This window comes from Vibrio azureus, assembly GCF_002849855.1.
GTDB classification, from domain to species: Bacteria; Pseudomonadota; Gammaproteobacteria; order Enterobacterales; family Vibrionaceae; genus Vibrio; species Vibrio azureus.
Window position 1 is genome coordinate 112,583 of record NZ_CP018617.1, and the last position, 16,136, is coordinate 128,718.

The following is a 16,136-nucleotide window of genomic DNA, read 5'->3' on the forward strand; positions in this document are numbered from 1 at the left end:
TAATATGCAGCAAGGCATTGATCCTAATACAGGGTTAACCATCGCAGGAGCCAAACAAGCTGCGAGCCGTTTAGCTAAAGCGATCACCACTCAGGTTGGTTCACGAGAAAAACGTCGCCAAGTCGGAGGGGAATATCGCAAATTAATGGGATTGGCCAATGAATATAATCGGATGAAAGCGATCAATCGTATCCACCGTATCATTGCAAATCCAGCCAACGACTTAGCAGACATCACAGACCCTGTTGTGGATATTCGTATTCATGGCAGTGGCTTTCGAACTCACATTTACTATCACTACAACGGACAAAAAGAGGTGTTGAGATTATGACCACCGTTCAAGTCCCGAAAATATTACAAGTCGAGCCATTTGATGTGATGCGGGAGCGCTTTATTGAAGAGGTGTTTTACCCGCATGCCGTCAAAGAAGTGGGCCAGGAAATGGCACAACTGTTACTCACGGGGTTACGTAGCCCAAATGAATCGGCCGCATTATTGCTTGATGCGATGATTTTATTTCGCCAGCAAGAAACACGTAACGACAACTATAAGTATTTACAGAACTTTTCGAAAACCGCCAGCGACTCTGAAATGATTGATTTGATCGTTTCTCGGCTAGGTTTAAAACGTCAGATCATTCGACCAGCGGATCCTTCTGTGTTTCCACCCGTTGACGCTGAAATGGAATCGGATCGCTCTTTGTTGCTGCGTTATAGCCTTGCGCCTTATGGACTGGCGACCACAGGTACGAGGACGGGGTATAAATTTCATGCCATGACATTGGGAGAGCGGCCTTTGATATCGGTCGAGCGTGAATCAGAAAATGTCGTCATACAGCGTTATGAATATTCTTCGACCGAAGGGATCCTTCGCCCTAAGGATGCAGAAGCGCGAATGCTCAGACCGCATTCCGGTGAGGTTCAAATCCGTGTGCTTTCACCTCAAGGGGATGGAACGGCTGATAACGCGTTACTCCAAAGAGTCGTGGCCTATTGCCAGCGTCCGGATATTGCTCAGGAGTCCGATGATATCTCAGCGGCATCTGCCGATATTTACCCATATCAAATCCATCTTGAAGTATGGGAAGAGAGTACACCGACTCGCTTAATTGACCGACAAGGTTTGGAACAGGCTTTGCGGGAGTATGCTCAACAACAGCATCGATTGGGTGGGCTGATTCTGAGATCGCGCATCGATCAAATTGCGCATAATTTCAATGCACATCAATTAAATGTAAGCAGCCCTGTTGAAGACGTCGTCTGTGATTGGTATCAGGCGCCATATTGTCAGGAGGTAAAGGTGAATGTCAGCAGTCATTGAGCAAACAGGCTTAAGCCAAGCGAGCCTAGACGACGAAACCTTACTGCCTGATAACCGTACCGCTTTTGAGCGCAGCTACGAAGAAGGAGTGAAATCCCTCGTTAAAAGTGAGCAAGTGCTGCCAGATCTTAACCACCCAGAGACGATTGCCTCTGAATTATTGCCATATATGGCGTCAGAGCGGGGAGTGAATGATTGGTTTTTCAGTGACAGTGAGAGTGAGAAGCGGGCGATCACCGCGGTGTCTTATGTGGCTCATCAGCATAGTGGCACTGCTCAAGGGATCATGGATGCCTCTGACGCGGTTAACTTTGAAATTGATATCCAACACTGGAAACAAGTACCCGATGGTCAGCCTTATACCTTGTATGTTCAGGCGAAAGATAAGTCCAGTCAAACCATTTCAGAGCAAAGAGCCAAGCGTTTAATGGCACGCATCGAGTTCATTAAATCGGTTCGTGATACTTTGGACATGACGTTTACGTTTGGCTGTCAGGCTCCGGTTTATTTAGGTGGCGCACACGTACCAGCAAGTAACGTGGGGACGATGAGTGCCAGTGCGACATTATGGCCAATGCCAAAAGCAAGTTGTCAGCTTGGTATGGCCACCCATCGGATGCCAGCGATCAATACCCATCCGATTTATGCCCAATCCGTGTTTGACACGGATGTATTATCCACACAACTCAGCGCTTATGGATGCTTAACACATGGCATTTCCTGCGCGTCAATTATAGCGAGAGCAATAAATGAATGAGACTGAGTTACAACTCGTTATTACCCAAAAAGGGTTAGAGGCAGCAATCAGCGCTTCAAATCGAGGATTAAAAGCGGAACTGACCACCATGAGTGTTGGGGATGCTTTGTATGCACCAAATAAAAATCAAACCGCTTTACGCAATGAACTTGATAGAGCCCCTTTCTCTGCTTTTAAAGATTTAGGCGGAGGCAGTATCCAAGGGGCGGCAAAGTTCTCGGGCCCGAGCCAATACGCCATCGGTGAAATTGGTCTGCATCTCAGTGACGGAACGTTATTTGGGGTGATTTCACGGCCTGAAGGTGTGCTGAACTTTAAGCCTGCTGGTGGGCACTGCATTCAACCGTTTACGTTGAATTTAAGTGCGTTGCCCACTGACAGCATTACGATTGAAGTCGGCACGGAAAATTTAAATATTTTAATTGATAGTGAAATGATGCAAGACGCAACGGCTTTCGTTCGTTCTCAAGTCGTGCAAGTAAAGCAATCGCGTTTGCTGATGAAGCAAGCTGAAAAACTACGTAAATTGGAGGCAAAACATGGCTGAAATTTTAACTGAACTACAAAGCCTAAAGCAGGCAACTCAAGAACAAAGTGCCATTACTCAAGCGATGACAGAAGTCGTCGAGGGGCAAATGGGGAAAATCGAATCCGGTGTCGCAGAGTTTAAACAGTGGATGGAAGAGACAACGGCCGAAGGAATCAAAGGTGAGGGGCGCTATGTGACAGAATTTACGGTTAAAGGAGACAAAGACACCTTTTATCCCGTCGTGTTTCAAATGCCGACAAATGACGAAACTACAATTCAAATCTTTCGTCATTACGCATGGAATCGATTAGGAGGCTCTGACTTTAATACAACCCATGTGGCATCAGCTTTGGTTGTACTGAAAGGGCAGAACTATCCATGGGGAGGAGATGCTAATTATCTTAGAACTCTAGTTAACGTGCAGCGTTATCGAAAGTGTGTTGCAAAAGTGGGTTTCAAAGCATGGTGCCAAATAGAAAAATACTCAGGTTCTGGTCGTGATACAGTATGGAATAAAACAAGAGTTCCGGCTTATTCTTGTCAAGCGATGAGTGGCTTCCATCTAAGAGGGGGAAACTTAAAATATCGAATTTATTCAAATCATAGGATTAATTTCAATTTATTGACTGATGGAGAACAAATTGGTCACCGACCTGATGCACATATTAATCTTAGGTGGATAGCTAAAACGGTAAATCTAGAAGATGCTGAAATTGGCGATATTGATAATAATGTTGGTGATGATTTTATTGGCTATAACAACCTAAAAACGGTAACACAAACGGAGGCATAAATGACTATTCCAAAATTAGAAGTAAAGGGCGAAACATTAATTAATGTCCCTACTGACAAACTGATTTTACTTGAACTTGGCTTGTCAGAAAATGAGGCGACGGTTGCGATAGAGCAATACGAGCAGCAACAAGAGCTGAAAAAAACACGTCATCATCGACAACACTTACTGATTCAAGCTGATCATCTCGTCAATCAGGCGATGGATCGTGAGCTTGACCCTGAACCGTTTCGCACTTATCGCCAACAATTACGTGATATTACGCAGCCATTTAAGCCTTACTCTGAAATTGAGTGGCCCGACAAGCCAGTGCTTCCTGAATAACTGACCGCCTCCATTGGCGGTTTTTTTATACCTGATTTTTTCTTCTGGCCCTGCTTCGCGGGGCTTTTTAATAGGACGATTTAATATGAGTCATACCGACGCGTCTCACCGTGACGCAAAGCAAGACAACCCACCAGTACAACAGTATGTGATGCTCAGAGAAAAACGCATTTTGCACCGTTGGCGCGAAGAAGGTGAAACCATTTCACTGTCGCCATCACAAGCGGAGTATCACTTGATCAACCAACACCTCGAACTAAAACAAGAGAGTAAATAATGGCAACAATGACCACGCAAAATCACAACGGTATTTCCCTCGAAGTCAGCGAGCCATTAGGCCCAATGAGAGGCGTCGACAATCAGCTTGGCGGCTTGATTGGTGTCGCTCCAAATAAACACCCAGATGTCAGTTATGGAGAGCCAATTAAGCTTTACACTTTGAAAGACCTTGCTCTGCTCGATACAACAGAAAAGCCCGCCGGTATGTTGTACTACAGCGCTAAATACTTTCTTGAAGTCGCTAAAGTACCTTGTTACGTGATTATTGTCGAAGAAGGAGCCAATGTCGAAGAGACCCTCGCGAACGTCATCGGTGGTGTCTCTCCGTCTGGCCGTTTAACGGGTATTGCCGCGTTTGCAGCCTGCCAAGAAGCGCCGACCAACGTTGCGGCTCCCGGTTTCCATGGCATCGAAGTGGCAAACGCGTTAGCTGCCCTTGCTGAGCAAACTTACTGCGAAGGCTGGACTGATGGCCCTGATACGAATACCGTCGCGGCGAAACAATACGCAGCCAACTTAGGTGAAGTGCACAAACGAATTTGGTGTTGTGATGTGGCCGGTGAACGCTGGTCACATACGATCCCAGCTTCGATTGTAGGTATGGCTGCACGTTGTAGCGTTAAGCCTTCACAAACACCGAACGGTGCAGGTACGCCATTGGATGATATCGCCCGTATTATTGGCTATCGCGTCAATGATAAAAACAGCGAAGGTGTTGATCTCAATCAGAAAGGCGTATCCGTCACCATTCGTGACCCTAATGGCGGCTTAATGTTCTTGGGAACCCGTACCGCTGACGGATCTTTTGGCAACATTATCGGCATTGAAAACCAATTATGCCGTGAACTGATCAAATCACACCGTGACACGATGAAATACAACCTCGATTTTGATTTCTTCAAGCAGCGAATTGCTCAATTGAGTAACTGGCTGTCTAGCCTTCAAGCGGATGGGGAAATCATTGGCGCAAAGTGTTATCTACATGAAACGCGCAACAACTTACAACGCTATAAAAATGGTGAATGGGTATTGGTTATCGACTGGGGCGCATACCGTCCAAACGAGCATTCGATCATTGAACTGAACCAACGCGATGAAATTCTTCAGGTTTACATCGACGATGCGATCAAAACATTTAGTTAAATCATTTAATACTAAGGAATATTATGTCTAATCGAGTTACTCATGCCAGAAAACTGACCTTACCAGGCGGTATTAAGATCACCAATAACATGGAAGAATTCACACCGCCAAAATACACCAAAGTGTATGCCGATGTGCCCGGTGCTTTTATGGGCAAAAAAGTCTGTGTCGGCTACGAAGCATCGGAGTGGTCAGTCACCATCATCGGTGAAATGGCTTCGGTTGTGAATGCCGCGCTACAAGATGGTGATAAAACTGTCATTATTTATAGCGAAAACGGCACGAACAACAATCAGCGGTTTGACACTGAGCACACCATGACGGGTGAAGTGAGTGTTGAATATTCATCTAATAAAATGCGCGAACAGCAGACGCTTACCCTGACAGGACAAATTAATAAGCACTTGTGGGTTGATGACGGTGAAATTATCGCTCAAGTCGACATTGACAATGGTGTTTACCATATCGGTGGTGAGAAATTTAACGTTTAGTTGCGTTAGGTTGTGATATTAAGGCCGCATGATCGCGGCCTTTTCGTTCATGGCCATAATTATTGCTAATGCTAATGCTAATGCTATTACTAGCTATCCCACGTTGCCCTTTAGCATTATCTATTTGATTTTAATTAATCATTTCTGGTGCTTATCTCACCTATTTCCCCATTTAACTGCTTATTCCCTTTTACTTATTTACTTATTAACCATTGATTATATTAAGGATTATGATGATGACAACAGACCATCTAGAGCAAACTTTTACTCTATTAAAACCGTTAGAGACGATCAGTACAGTGACGGTGAAACCGCTTAGCCGCGAATCGAGCCTTGAGATTGAACCTAAAGGTGAGACTTTTCAACAAGCAGAAAAAGAAGCGTTAGTTATGGCATCTACAGGGTTGAATCAGGAGGAGCTAGACGCTTTATCGAATCCAGACTGGTTAACCTTGTATGAGGCTTCTTACCATTTTTACAACCAAACTGGTTATCAACTGGTTGATAGTGAGCAGCCAGAAACAGACACGACCGTGACGTTGTTTTTCAGCGGTGAGCGCCAAGTTGAATTTGAGTTGCCTACACTTAAATTGACGAAAATGGCCGATAAAATTAACGATGATATTAAGCGAGCTTGCTTTATTCTTGCCAACCTCACCGGGCTAGAAGAAGACGAGATCATGCGTTTGCCATTGCCGGATTATCGCAGTTTAGTTGTGGCTGCAACGCATTTTTTAACCAAACCAGCGGTTTACTTTCAGTAGATAGCGTTGAAACCATTCTCGATGTGATCCCTCTTGCAGGTTACTCTGCGAGGGATGCTTTAGATTGGACAACGGAAATGGCACTGCGACGTTATGAGCTGGCTTTAGCTCATTTAGGAGTAAAGCGTGGATAAAAAACAACAACTCGGCATCACTCGTGAGGCTACGCAGGCGGTCGCTGGTATTAATATTGAGAGTGCTTCCAAATCGTTACGTGGGTTTATTGATACCGTAGGTCAAGCACAGAACCGTTTATCGGCGGCACAGAAAAATCTCGCCCGAATGACACATTTAGAGTCGCTGCCTGCAGCTTTGAAAAAGGTTAGAGCGGAGCTTGATAAAGATCGCAAAGCAAGGGCTGTACTGACTAAAAAGCAGAAAAGGAACATTGCCTTAACTAAGGAAGAACAAGCGGATCTGCAATACTTACAGAAGCGAATAAAACGATTTGAAGGTATTCGCAATAATCAGGTTAGGCAATCGCAGGCTTTAAATAAATCTTTAAAAGCAGCAGGTTTTAATACTAAAAATCTAGCGGCTGCAAAAAAGGTCGTAAACGACAGGATTGAAAAATCAGCACGATTATTGCAGCGAGAGACTCGCTTATTAAAAGACAACTATGATCTTGAAAAGCGCAAAGCAAAGTTTTTTAAAGATCTGCCAAGTAATGATTCTCTCGTTCAGGGAGGCATTGCTGCAGGTAGCCTCACCCTGAAACATTCATTGGATAATGAAGCTTCGTTTACCGATGTGGCACGTTGGGTAGATTTTGGTGAGCAAGGGGTTGAAAGCGAAGAAGCGAAAAAGTTGCGTGCTGCACTGAATCAACTGGCCGTTACTCTGACAGGTGCCGATACGAACATGGTGATGCAAGTTGCTGATGTGATTGCCAAACAAGGTATTGGAGCAGATCATCTCGTTGCTTACACCAGTGATGCTATCAAGGCTGCTAACGAATGGGGGGGAGATCCAGCAGAAATCGCATTACAGCGAATGTTCCTGCATAGTGAAATGAGCTATGAGGGTGATGCGACAGGTAAAGATCAATTGAACACCCTGTCTAACATGATTCATGCGGTTTCTGATAAAGGTGCTGAAATCGATTTCCTGAAGGTTCTAAACAAAACCGGCTCTATGATGAGCGAGGCTAACTTTTCCCAAGCACAGTCATTAGGCTTGGTTGGCTCGCTTCTTGGTTCGGGAGCAACGGAACCTGAGGCTTCTGATACCATTGAACAAATCATTAACTCTTTAGCAAATACTGATCTTGCGGCACTTAAAAGGCAACAATACGATGATCACGGGCAGAGAGAGGACCCTTTTGAGCTGTTAAAAATGGATGCCACAGCGGTTTCTGCTGACATGCAAACGGATCCTATCGGGACAATCGAGAAAATTTTCACTGCGATTCAAGCGTTGGAGCAAAAGCAGCAAAACCAAGTGATGAGGTCGTTGTTCAACGCGCAACCTAACTCTGTTTTGTATCGTTTGGTTAATAGACCGGAATTATTTGCCAGTAATACGCAAAAAGCCCAAGATGGCAGCGCGGACTCAATCCAAAAAGATTATGAGCTGCGCGACAATACAAAAGTGGCTAAGCTGGAACGCTTGAATGATGCTTTGAATCAATTGAGTGTTACGTTAGGGGATAAACTGTGGCCTGTTGTTGAAAGTATTTTACCAAAGTTGACTGACCTTGTGATGGCTACCTCCAATTGGGTTGCAGAAAGTGGTATTGCCACTGCTGCTGTCATAAGTTTGGGTGCAGTAGGTCTAGCTGGAAAAGCGTTACTTGGCCTTAAAGCGATTGCTGGAGGCTTTAAATCGATTGCGTCGGATCTTAATGCTGTCGCTAGTGGGCTTGGTATTGCTCGGCACTCACATGCCCTGAAAAGGCAAAAAAATGCGACAGATAAAGCGACTCGATCGACTGAGCGTCACTATAGAGCGATGCGAGAACAAGCCAATACGTATTCAGAGACACCTCTGGATGAAGAAGCTGAGGCTCGTCGCAAACGCAACAGACGTAAGAGGCAAAGGAGAAATAATCGACGCAACGCGAGTCGAGTAAGAACAAACAATATTCACCGTCAGGGCTCTAATGCAAACGCTCAGCGTGTCTCGCAAAATTTATCAACCCAACCCAATACTTCACCAGAATTAAACACGCAAGCAAGAACGGGAGTCGATACCGAAAACCGAACTTTGCGCGATAGCATGGATTCGGCCAAGGTTAGGCAATGGGTCAAAACGATGAAAATCGCCACTCCTATTTCAATGGCTGCCAGTGCTGTTGAAATCGTAGACAACCTTGCTGATGGCGATATGAAGGAAGTGGCGAAAAGTGGCGGAGGCTTAATGGGTGGAATGGGTGGTGCGGCAGTCGGTGCAGCGATTGGTAGTGCTATTTTACCCGGTATTGGAACTCTCATTGGGGCTGGGGTCGGCGGATTTTTTGGTGATTCTCAAGGCCGTGAATGGGCAGAAGATCTGTTTGATTGGTTTGAACACGATGAACAGAATTTAGACAACAATGATGCTGCCGAGCCGGCACTGATACCGAAAGACAATAATACAGCTTCGCCTCCTGCTCTGCAGATAGAGAGAGACACTGCTCAATGGTTTAATTCGTATGCTCTGACGAATCAGAGTCAGGCGATTAAAACCGCTCAAGTTGCAAAAAGGGACGTGCAAGCTCCTAACGTTACGTTTGCGCCAGTTGTGCAGGTAACCGGAGCGCAAACACCGGAACACACCGCCTCATTAACGCTCGAAACCGTTCAGCAGTTATTGACCCAGTTTGCTCGTGAACACGGTCTCGATTCAGAAAACTTAACGCAAGACTTCCAACATTCCTTGGTGACGTAATGAAGCATTTAGCACTCAATGATCACGTTTTTAGTGTGGTCCAAGGCAACCCACTTGAGACTCACTCCTATGAGACTTCCGGTGGCTGGTCTGATTTCGATGCCATCGAAAGCCCTAGACAAGATCCAACTTCTAACCCTCTTGATAACTGGACTCTGAACGTTGTGGCCTTTAAAGGTGAAGGTGAAGCAGAGGCACAACAGCTTCGTGCCATGGCTAAATCCCATGAAATTGTCATGGTGACTGACGGAAAAGGTCGAAAGTGGGGGACTTTTACGATTCGTAATGTCAGTACCAGCTATACGCGCTTAATTGAAAAAGGCCAAGCTCAAGTGGTGAATATTACACTGACCCTTAAGGAGTATCGCCAATACAATGAAAACACAAGTCAAACCGAATGAAACTGTTAATCGATTATTGTATCGAATTTTTGGTCTCGATTCTGATGAACTGGAAGAAGAGTTTTATCGTTTAAACCCCACTCAAACCTCACCATTTCTAACCGCTGGTCAAATAGTAGAGTTGCCTCAGAGGAAGAAAAGCTCAGATTCGTCGATGAAGAGTGAGATACCGATATGGATGTAATTAAGATTCGTGGCCCGGGATTTGAGGCACTTCAGCCTTTACTGAGCGACTGGTCTTTGACCGACAGCGAAGGTATGCAAGCCGATCGACTGACTCTGACTTTTAGCGGAGAGCAAGCGCTGACCAATCTGCCTCCCAGTGGTATCGAATGGCAAGTTCATATTGATGGGGAGTATCGAGGGGTTTATCAAATATCATCGGTGACAGAACACCTGCATCCGATCAAACTATCGCTGCAATTGACGCCAGCTAAATTCAGTGTTGCAGATGATACGGGATTTAAAGAGCCAAGGCGTCGGACCTACCCGCCAGCAACCGTCGGTGATGTAGTCAAAGCGGTGATGGAACCCCACGGTTATGAAGTCCGAGTGAGTCCCGAACTGATGAGTCTTCCTACCGACCATTTGAATCAAAATGAAGAGACAGATTCGGCATTTATTGCTCGGCTAGCAGAAAAATATGGCGCTTTGGCTAAGCCTGTCGATCATCTTTACGTCTTTGGTCACCGTGGCAGTTTGGCTTCTTTATCGGGACAGCCTAAACCAAGCGTCATAGTGACACCTAGCGATGCACAAAAAGGGGCCGCTAAAATTGCTCACCCAAGTAACGATAGATTTCGTGGCGTCAAAGCCTTGTGGCAAACGCTTGAAACGGGCGAACATGGCACTGAACAAATTGGTCGTTCACCTTTTTATCAAATCAAAGAGGCATTTAAACATGCCAAGGAAGCCCAGCAACATGCTGCGGCGAAACTTGCTGAATGTAATCGAAAAGGACAAACATTCAGTGCAACAATTCGAGGAAAGCCAGGGCTGTTTGCAGAGAGCGTCATGGTCTTAGAAGGCTTTGTGTCACCTTACTCTAAAGGTGAGTGGCTGATTAATACGGTCACTCTTTCTGGCGATCGAACGTCGTACACTATTCAGATAGAGGCATCTCGCCCCAGTAGCTAACAAGGAGAAATATGGACTATTCAAGTGAATTTCTTAACGCTTTTGAGCGTGTTATCGGTCACGAAGGTAAATACCAACGTGAATATAAAGACCGCGGAAATTGGACAAGCGGCATTGTCGGCAGAGGAGAATTAAAAGGGACTAAATTTGGCATCTCGGCCATGAGTTATCCCGAGCTTGATATCGAGCACCTTTCTTTAGAGCAGGCTAGGGCGATTTATTATCAAGACTTTTGGTTAAAAATCGGTGGTCGTCAACGTCATGCCGTGATGTATCAGCTATTTGATGCCGCGATTAATCACGGAACGTCTCGTGCTGTTCAATTCTTGCAACGAGCTGTAGGCAGCAATGATGATGGTCATTATGGTCCCAAAACCCAAGCGGCGTTACTAGAGGCCGATCCTAATGATGTATTGCTGTGTTTTTTGGCGGAACGATTGGATTTTATGAATAACCTCAGTGCTTGGGCGACATTCTCACGAGGCTGGTCGCAACGCATTGCTGAAAATTTGCGTTATGCCGCATTAGATAACTGAGGTATATATCCCCTTGCTCTAAATCAAGCATTATAAATAGGGAGGACGTCATGTCCTATTTCAAACTCATAGAGGGAATATACAAATTGTTCCCTTATGCCATAGAAGGTTACCAACGTTGGCGAGCCAATCGCATACATCGACAGAAACAGCAACAACAAAAAGTAGAGAAAATTAATGAACAACCTTACGATACTTTTCGTGACGATATGGGCCCTGCTGCTGGGCGGGTGCACCTCGATTCTGAGCACACCAAATCAAAGCGAATTTTGCCCACCAACACCGATCCATCTTGAGTGGTATCAAGTTGAAGAAGGCAGACGTGGGGTCTATCTGCCAGAGCAAAGCTTTAAGCAATTACAACGCTATATTGTTGAGCTTAAAACTTGTATTGAAGGGGCAAGCTTGGATTGAAAAATATCCCCAAGTAACACTAAGATGACTTTGTTGATACTACGCCTTAAGGTGCCTTGGGGTATAACACTTAAAACCCTTGATTAATTCATCGTCAGGACAATTCGAAATTTAGCGTCCCCTGATTTCATTCTTTGGAAAGCCTCGTTTGCTAGTTCCAAAGGCATTGTTTCTACAAGAGGCCGAACATGAGACAGCACACTGAACTTTAGTGCTTTTTCGTTTTCAAACGGTGTTCCTGTAATGGAACCTTGGATTTGCTTTTCTCCACCGACTAAAGCGCCGCTGCGAAATACCAAGGGTTGCGAACCTGCACCAAGAATAATGACGCGGCCTTTCGTTGCGAGTTGGTTGGTTAACTCGGATGTTAGAGTTGGCTGATTGATCGTCACGATTGCGGCTTGAATCGCGCCTAACTTGGCACAGGCTTCGCTAATGGACTCTTTATTTGTGTCAACATAATGATGAGCGCCAAGTTTGAGTACGTTTGACTCAATGTCTTCACCACGCCCGATAGCCACGACTCGGTATCCCATACGTTGAGCATATTGGATGGCCATGTGACCTAAACCACCAATACCTAAAATTGCCACGGTATCTCCTGCTTCAGCGCCGCATTTTTTCAAAGCATTAAATGTGGCAATACCTGCACACAGTATCGGTGCTGCCTCAGTAGAATCAAGAGTCTCTGGGATTGAAACCAAGCCTGAAGATCTTGCTAACATCACTTCTGCATAGCCACCATCGACTGAAGAACCGGTTACTGGTTGATCTGAACATTGCTGGAAATGTCCTTGACGGCAAGCGTCGCAAGCGTAACAGGGGCCACCAAGCCTGCCTATGCCAACTCTTTGTCCCACCTTCCAGAATTCTGGCGTGCCTTTTCCAACGGATAGCAGACGACCCACCACTTCATGTCCCGGAACACGAGGAGGAGATTGATTCTTATCTGCACCATCAATGTCGAAAATGTCTGCACCGCAGATGCCACAAGCTTCAACCTTAATGAGCACTTCACCATACCCGGGTTCTGGCATCTCTCTTTGTACTAACTCCAGTTTTCCCGGCTCTGTAATTTGCATTGCACGATAAGTCATCGTTTTATTTCTCCGTTATTTTTATATATACCCAAGTAACCTTGCCCTTTGGGATTGCGTCACTGAGTTATACTCAATAGTGTCCTCCTTACTGCCTTTTTTCAAGCCACTTATACCCAAGTGACCTCAAGATATTTTATTAAACATTAATGGCCAGTGGTTTTGACTAAATTGGGTGAGGTTTTGTAGGTTTCAAAGGTGAGCGCTTTTACTTGGCCTTAAAAAAAGATATAACAAATAGGATGTTATACCCAAGTGACCTCAAGATGCTTGATTCAGAGCGATGTCATTGAATTATATCAATCTCCCCTTTTAATCCTTCAGCCCTTGCGAGAGTGACCCCTAATGATTAGATTCGCCTCTATTGCGCTTATGCTTGTTTCTCAAACCGTGTATTCAAGTACCAGTATATGTTACGGCACCACATCCAATGGCCACTTAGAACATGGCGTGGAATTACCCAGTCAAGGTGAAAACTTTGTTAGTTACAGCACCATCGCTAGGCTGGTGGGGCGATCTTATGTGCACTCTAGTGTGAGAGACATTATCGTCAATGCCTATAAGAATTTAGCCGTTCAGATGCCCCATACAGTCTATAAATATGCTGAAACAGGACTTGAATCAGGAGGAAGATTTCGTCCTCATAAAACGCATCAAAACGGTTTATCAGTGGATTTTATGACTCCGGTTAAAAATAAAAAGGGAGAGTCTGTTCACTTACCCACCCACCCACTGAATAAATTTGGCTACAATATTGAATTTGATGCTTCGAGTAAGTTTGAGGATTATAGTATTGATTATGAGGCACTTGCAGCCCATATCGTTGCATTAGACAAAGAGGCAAAGAGACAGGGCTTTGATCTGTGGCGAGTTATTTTTGCTCCTGAGCTACAACCTAATTTATTTAAAACGCAACATGCCGAATACCTTAAAAAGCATATTCAGTTTTCTAAAAAACGATCTTGGGTGCGTCATGATGAGCATTATCATGTTGATTTTGCTATTCCCTGCCGGGCTTGAGTAGAAGGATCGTTCTCATCAGTCCTATCTTGAGGTTACTTGGGTATACTGCTTCCTTGGTTTGTTAAAATAAAAGGACCATAAATCATGACATTTAAAGCCTATCTAATCAGTGATTGCCATTATGATATTAACAATCAATATTCACTGACCTCCTTGAGAAAAGTCATCAAAGAGATACAAGTCAGAGATGACTTTGATGCTATTTTTATTGCCGGTGATATTTGTAATAGCCCTAAACATGAACATTATGTTGCTTTTGAGCAGGAGTTTAACGAGGTATCTAACAAGCCAATTTATGCGATTGCGGGCAATCATGACGATTTAGAGCAGATGAAGCGTTCGTTTTTTCGTATTAGCACAGACAACAAGGTTGAAACTGCAGAAAACGTTGACTTTATCTTGATGGACTCTAGTAAAAAACCATATGAACCCATGCCATTAGGAGCAGGGCGGGTATCGCAAAGGGACATAAAAGCGCTTAGCCAGATTACGAAGACAAGTATTATATTGATACATCATCCCATATTTACGGTGGGTAATGATACTTTTCAGACTCTTGGGATAGAAAACCGCTCACAATTGGCAGATGAAGTATTAAATAATGAACATATTCGATATATCTTGTGCGGCCATGGACACTACTTTATCCAGATAAATAAGGATCATGTTACTCAATATATGTCACCTTCAAGCTGTTATGGCTTTGATCACTCGATGGATAAGCTTGAAAAAACGTCACTCAAAGGCTTTCTTTCGATAGAAATACAAAATGATGAACTCACTGTGGAGAACGTTGATTTGTAGTTATTTATTGAACTTAAGTCATGTATAGAACGTAAAAGACTTGTTTATATTTTAAACCGCTAAGTGACGATGAATCGAATTAACCCAGCTAAATTACACCATAGCAAGTGGACGGCAATTACCCCAACGAATAAAGAGAGGCACTTCTTAGTTTCCGCTGTAGAGTATGATGAAGATGGAGCAGTGATGTCTTGCTCGCTTGAAGCAATATTGACCAGAAAAGAGTATGCCATTGACTGGACAGAGCTGAAGAACAGTGAGAAATGGCGCCAAGGTTGGAAGTGAAACTCCGTTTAATGTAAACCCAAGCTACTTCACAGCCGTTTTTCTGAACTGAAAACCATGAGGTTGCTTGGGCATATAGTTTAGGGTCGAAGAACTCAGGTGCTAGCTTTGAGTTCACAGTGGCTCTTTGTACTGACTTTAATCCGCCAAAGTCCGTCAGCTTCTGGGTAGACTTGTATGTTTATGTCCAAAAAGTTTTGAATGACATCAATGTTTGTTTTGGTGTGTAAGCTTGGCTCGGTTGTGGTGAATTCACCGCCACCAGCTAATGCCATAGGAATTAAGAGCTGATCGGCTAAGTGTTCCTCAACCGCTGCGCTCGCTTTTAAGAACTTTTTCACTCGCCCTGCGCAGCGTTTTGCTACTCGTTCTGATGACACACCGACTTCACCTGTTTGCTCAAATAAACTCGTTATCCCATTCCCTTTAATTTTAGCTTGAAAGCTGTTGCCTGGGCCGATGGTATGATGTTGTTCCACTTCTCCTAATGCAGTCTCCCAGCCTAATACTTTTCTACCCATTGCGACTTCTTTTTGGCCGATAAAATCGGGTAGATTACTCATCAGTGCTTTAAAAGAGCAACGTTGCGGTTCTTTCTCAAACTCACTGCCTGCCGTTAATACATCAATAGGGATTAGCTTGTCTGTAGGATGAATAGTGAGTCGCCAATGTCCTCCGCCAGCAGGATAAAAACCAAGAGAGGTAATATCGACGTGTGTATTTACGCCCATTTGTTGCAAAGCTGGCAAGTATGACTCTTTAAAAAAGCAAAGAGAAGGGGACATACCGTTGTGAGTACCACCTTCAAACGTGATCGTCGACGGTTCCTGAGCTAAAGCCAATACAGGAAAGATGGTTTGTGCCACTAAAACGGTGCTTCCTGAGGTACCTATGGAAAAGTGATAATCTCCCGGCTTTACTTTTTTTGGCGAGAATCGGATACGTGTCGCGCCTAATTCTACGCCCTCAGTTTTAGCCTCACTGATGCTTTGCGCCGCTTTTACCGAAGTTAAATGTTGACGTAATAGCCCTGGTTTGTTGCGTTTTGCTCTGATGTTTATTACTTCAATTGGCGTTTGCGTTAGGATTGATAATGTGAGCGCGGTGCGTAACACTTGTCCGCCCCCTTCTCCTTGAGAGCCATCGATAACTAAAAAATTCATTCAGCTTT

Annotated in this window: 20 protein-coding genes; 18 read left to right on the forward strand and 2 right to left on the reverse strand. The window is 44.5% G+C overall.

Annotated elements, in window-relative coordinates; translation table 11 throughout:
* Positions 1-4: 4 nt before the first annotated feature.
* From BS333_RS14275 to BS333_RS22075, 15 genes are all read left to right on the forward strand, one after another.
* Entirely contained in the window at positions 5-331 is a 327-nt protein-coding gene (locus tag BS333_RS14275; RefSeq protein WP_021708310.1) for a hypothetical protein, read from the forward strand.
* Positions 328-1,320 carry a baseplate J/gp47 family protein gene (locus tag BS333_RS14280; RefSeq protein WP_021708311.1) on the forward strand — a complete coding sequence of 331 codons (993 nt, stop codon included), beginning with the start codon at positions 328-330 and terminating at the stop codon, positions 1,318-1,320. The genes BS333_RS14275 and BS333_RS14280 overlap by 4 nt, the downstream gene beginning before the upstream one ends.
* Entirely contained in the window at positions 1,304-2,077 is a 774-nt protein-coding gene (locus tag BS333_RS14285; RefSeq protein ID WP_021708312.1) for a phage tail protein I, read from the forward strand. Before BS333_RS14280 ends, BS333_RS14285 begins: the two co-directional genes overlap by 17 nt.
* Positions 2,070-2,624, forward strand: coding sequence for a phage tail-collar fiber domain-containing protein (locus BS333_RS14290; RefSeq protein WP_021708313.1), 555 nt, complete (start codon positions 2,070-2,072; stop codon positions 2,622-2,624). The genes BS333_RS14285 and BS333_RS14290 overlap by 8 nt, the downstream gene beginning before the upstream one ends.
* Positions 2,617-3,399: a hypothetical protein gene (locus BS333_RS14295; RefSeq protein ID WP_021708314.1), complete on the forward strand. Its 783-nt coding sequence runs from the start codon at positions 2,617-2,619 to the stop codon at positions 3,397-3,399. The genes BS333_RS14290 and BS333_RS14295 overlap by 8 nt, the downstream gene beginning before the upstream one ends.
* A complete protein-coding gene (locus BS333_RS14300) occupies positions 3,400-3,723 on the forward strand; it encodes a phage tail assembly chaperone (RefSeq protein WP_021708315.1) in 324 nt (107 codons plus the stop codon).
* An 85-nt stretch (positions 3,724-3,808) separates the two neighbouring features.
* Positions 3,809-4,000 (forward strand): hypothetical protein, encoded by a 192-nt coding sequence (locus tag BS333_RS14305; protein WP_021708316.1) that lies wholly within the window; start codon positions 3,809-3,811, stop codon positions 3,998-4,000.
* A complete protein-coding gene (locus BS333_RS14310; RefSeq protein ID WP_021708317.1) occupies positions 4,000-5,145 on the forward strand; it encodes a phage tail sheath protein in 1,146 nt (381 codons plus the stop codon). The genes BS333_RS14305 and BS333_RS14310 overlap by 1 nt, the downstream gene beginning before the upstream one ends.
* Positions 5,146-5,168: 23 nt before the next feature.
* Positions 5,169-5,636 carry a phage major tail tube protein gene (locus BS333_RS14315; protein ID WP_021708318.1) on the forward strand — a complete coding sequence of 156 codons (468 nt, stop codon included), beginning with the start codon at positions 5,169-5,171 and terminating at the stop codon, positions 5,634-5,636.
* Positions 5,637-5,872: 236 nt separating this feature from the next.
* Entirely contained in the window at positions 5,873-6,400 is a 528-nt protein-coding gene (locus BS333_RS14320; RefSeq protein WP_021708320.1) for a phage tail assembly protein, read from the forward strand.
* A 126-nt stretch (positions 6,401-6,526) separates the two neighbouring features.
* On the forward strand, positions 6,527-9,268 hold the full coding sequence (locus tag BS333_RS14325) for a phage tail tape measure protein (protein ID WP_021708321.1): 2,742 nt from the start codon (positions 6,527-6,529) through the stop codon (positions 9,266-9,268).
* Positions 9,268-9,669: a phage tail protein gene (locus tag BS333_RS14330; protein ID WP_021708322.1), complete on the forward strand. Its 402-nt coding sequence runs from the start codon at positions 9,268-9,270 to the stop codon at positions 9,667-9,669. Before BS333_RS14325 ends, BS333_RS14330 begins: the two co-directional genes overlap by 1 nt.
* Before the next feature lie 174 nt (positions 9,670-9,843).
* On the forward strand, positions 9,844-10,806 hold the full coding sequence (locus BS333_RS14340; protein ID WP_021708324.1) for a contractile injection system protein, VgrG/Pvc8 family: 963 nt from the start codon (positions 9,844-9,846) through the stop codon (positions 10,804-10,806).
* An 11-nt stretch (positions 10,807-10,817) separates the two neighbouring features.
* Positions 10,818-11,342: a glycoside hydrolase family 108 protein gene (locus BS333_RS14345; protein ID WP_021708325.1), complete on the forward strand. Its 525-nt coding sequence runs from the start codon at positions 10,818-10,820 to the stop codon at positions 11,340-11,342.
* Between the two features lie 50 nt (positions 11,343-11,392).
* The gene (locus tag BS333_RS22075; RefSeq protein WP_021708326.1) at positions 11,393-11,638 is read left to right on the forward strand and encodes a hypothetical protein; all 246 of its coding nucleotides are present in this window, start codon (positions 11,393-11,395) and stop codon (positions 11,636-11,638) included.
* A 201-nt stretch (positions 11,639-11,839) separates the two neighbouring features.
* On the opposite strand, the gene BS333_RS14355 is transcribed toward BS333_RS22075, so the two are convergent.
* Positions 11,840-12,853 (reverse strand): alcohol dehydrogenase catalytic domain-containing protein, encoded by a 1,014-nt coding sequence (locus BS333_RS14355; RefSeq protein ID WP_021708327.1) that lies wholly within the window; start codon positions 12,851-12,853, stop codon positions 11,840-11,842.
* Positions 12,854-13,225: 372 nt separating this feature from the next.
* Between BS333_RS14355 and BS333_RS14360 the strand changes: the two genes are divergently transcribed.
* From BS333_RS14360 to BS333_RS14370, 3 genes are all read left to right on the forward strand, one after another.
* On the forward strand, positions 13,226-13,873 hold the full coding sequence (locus tag BS333_RS14360; RefSeq protein WP_033003264.1) for a penicillin-insensitive murein endopeptidase: 648 nt from the start codon (positions 13,226-13,228) through the stop codon (positions 13,871-13,873).
* A gap of 87 nt (positions 13,874-13,960) precedes the next feature.
* Complete coding sequence (locus BS333_RS14365) at positions 13,961-14,680, forward strand: metallophosphoesterase family protein (protein ID WP_021708329.1); 720 nt, start codon at positions 13,961-13,963, stop codon at positions 14,678-14,680.
* A 69-nt stretch (positions 14,681-14,749) separates the two neighbouring features.
* The gene (locus tag BS333_RS14370) at positions 14,750-14,965 is read left to right on the forward strand and encodes a TIGR02450 family Trp-rich protein (protein WP_021708330.1); all 216 of its coding nucleotides are present in this window, start codon (positions 14,750-14,752) and stop codon (positions 14,963-14,965) included.
* A 95-nt stretch (positions 14,966-15,060) separates the two neighbouring features.
* On the opposite strand, the gene rtcA is transcribed toward BS333_RS14370, so the two are convergent.
* Positions 15,061-16,128, reverse strand: coding sequence for an RNA 3'-terminal phosphate cyclase (gene rtcA / locus BS333_RS14375; RefSeq protein WP_021708331.1), 1,068 nt, complete (start codon positions 16,126-16,128; stop codon positions 15,061-15,063).
* Positions 16,129-16,136: the final 8 nt, after the last annotated feature.

Bases quoted from the DNA above. Each gene is read 5' to 3' on its own strand.
- BS333_RS14275 (WP_021708310.1), top strand. From the start codon at position 5: ATGCAGCAAGGCATTGATCCTAATACAGGGTTAACCATCGCAGGAGCC.
- BS333_RS14280 (WP_021708311.1), top strand. From the start codon at position 328: ATGACCACCGTTCAAGTCCCGAAAATATTACAAGTCGAGCCATTTGAT.
- BS333_RS14285 (WP_021708312.1), top strand. From the start codon at position 1,304: ATGTCAGCAGTCATTGAGCAAACAGGCTTAAGCCAAGCGAGCCTAGAC.
- BS333_RS14290 (WP_021708313.1), top strand. From the start codon at position 2,070: ATGAATGAGACTGAGTTACAACTCGTTATTACCCAAAAAGGGTTAGAG.
- BS333_RS14295 (WP_021708314.1), top strand. From the start codon at position 2,617: ATGGCTGAAATTTTAACTGAACTACAAAGCCTAAAGCAGGCAACTCAA.
- BS333_RS14300 (WP_021708315.1), top strand. From the start codon at position 3,400: ATGACTATTCCAAAATTAGAAGTAAAGGGCGAAACATTAATTAATGTC.
- BS333_RS14305 (WP_021708316.1), top strand. From the start codon at position 3,809: ATGAGTCATACCGACGCGTCTCACCGTGACGCAAAGCAAGACAACCCA.
- BS333_RS14310 (WP_021708317.1), top strand. From the start codon at position 4,000: ATGGCAACAATGACCACGCAAAATCACAACGGTATTTCCCTCGAAGTC.
- BS333_RS14315 (WP_021708318.1), top strand. From the start codon at position 5,169: ATGTCTAATCGAGTTACTCATGCCAGAAAACTGACCTTACCAGGCGGT.
- BS333_RS14320 (WP_021708320.1), top strand. From the start codon at position 5,873: ATGACAACAGACCATCTAGAGCAAACTTTTACTCTATTAAAACCGTTA.
- BS333_RS14330 (WP_021708322.1), top strand. From the start codon at position 9,268: ATGAAGCATTTAGCACTCAATGATCACGTTTTTAGTGTGGTCCAAGGC.
- BS333_RS14340 (WP_021708324.1), top strand. From the start codon at position 9,844: ATGGATGTAATTAAGATTCGTGGCCCGGGATTTGAGGCACTTCAGCCT.
- BS333_RS14345 (WP_021708325.1), top strand. From the start codon at position 10,818: ATGGACTATTCAAGTGAATTTCTTAACGCTTTTGAGCGTGTTATCGGT.
- BS333_RS22075 (WP_021708326.1), top strand. From the start codon at position 11,393: ATGTCCTATTTCAAACTCATAGAGGGAATATACAAATTGTTCCCTTAT.
- BS333_RS14355 (WP_021708327.1), bottom strand. From the start codon at position 12,853: ATGACTTATCGTGCAATGCAAATTACAGAGCCGGGAAAACTGGAGTTA.
- BS333_RS14360 (WP_033003264.1), top strand. From the start codon at position 13,226: ATGCTTGTTTCTCAAACCGTGTATTCAAGTACCAGTATATGTTACGGC.
- BS333_RS14365 (WP_021708329.1), top strand. From the start codon at position 13,961: ATGACATTTAAAGCCTATCTAATCAGTGATTGCCATTATGATATTAAC.
- BS333_RS14370 (WP_021708330.1), top strand. From the start codon at position 14,750: ATGAATCGAATTAACCCAGCTAAATTACACCATAGCAAGTGGACGGCA.
- rtcA (WP_021708331.1), bottom strand. From the start codon at position 16,128: ATGAATTTTTTAGTTATCGATGGCTCTCAAGGAGAAGGGGGCGGACAA.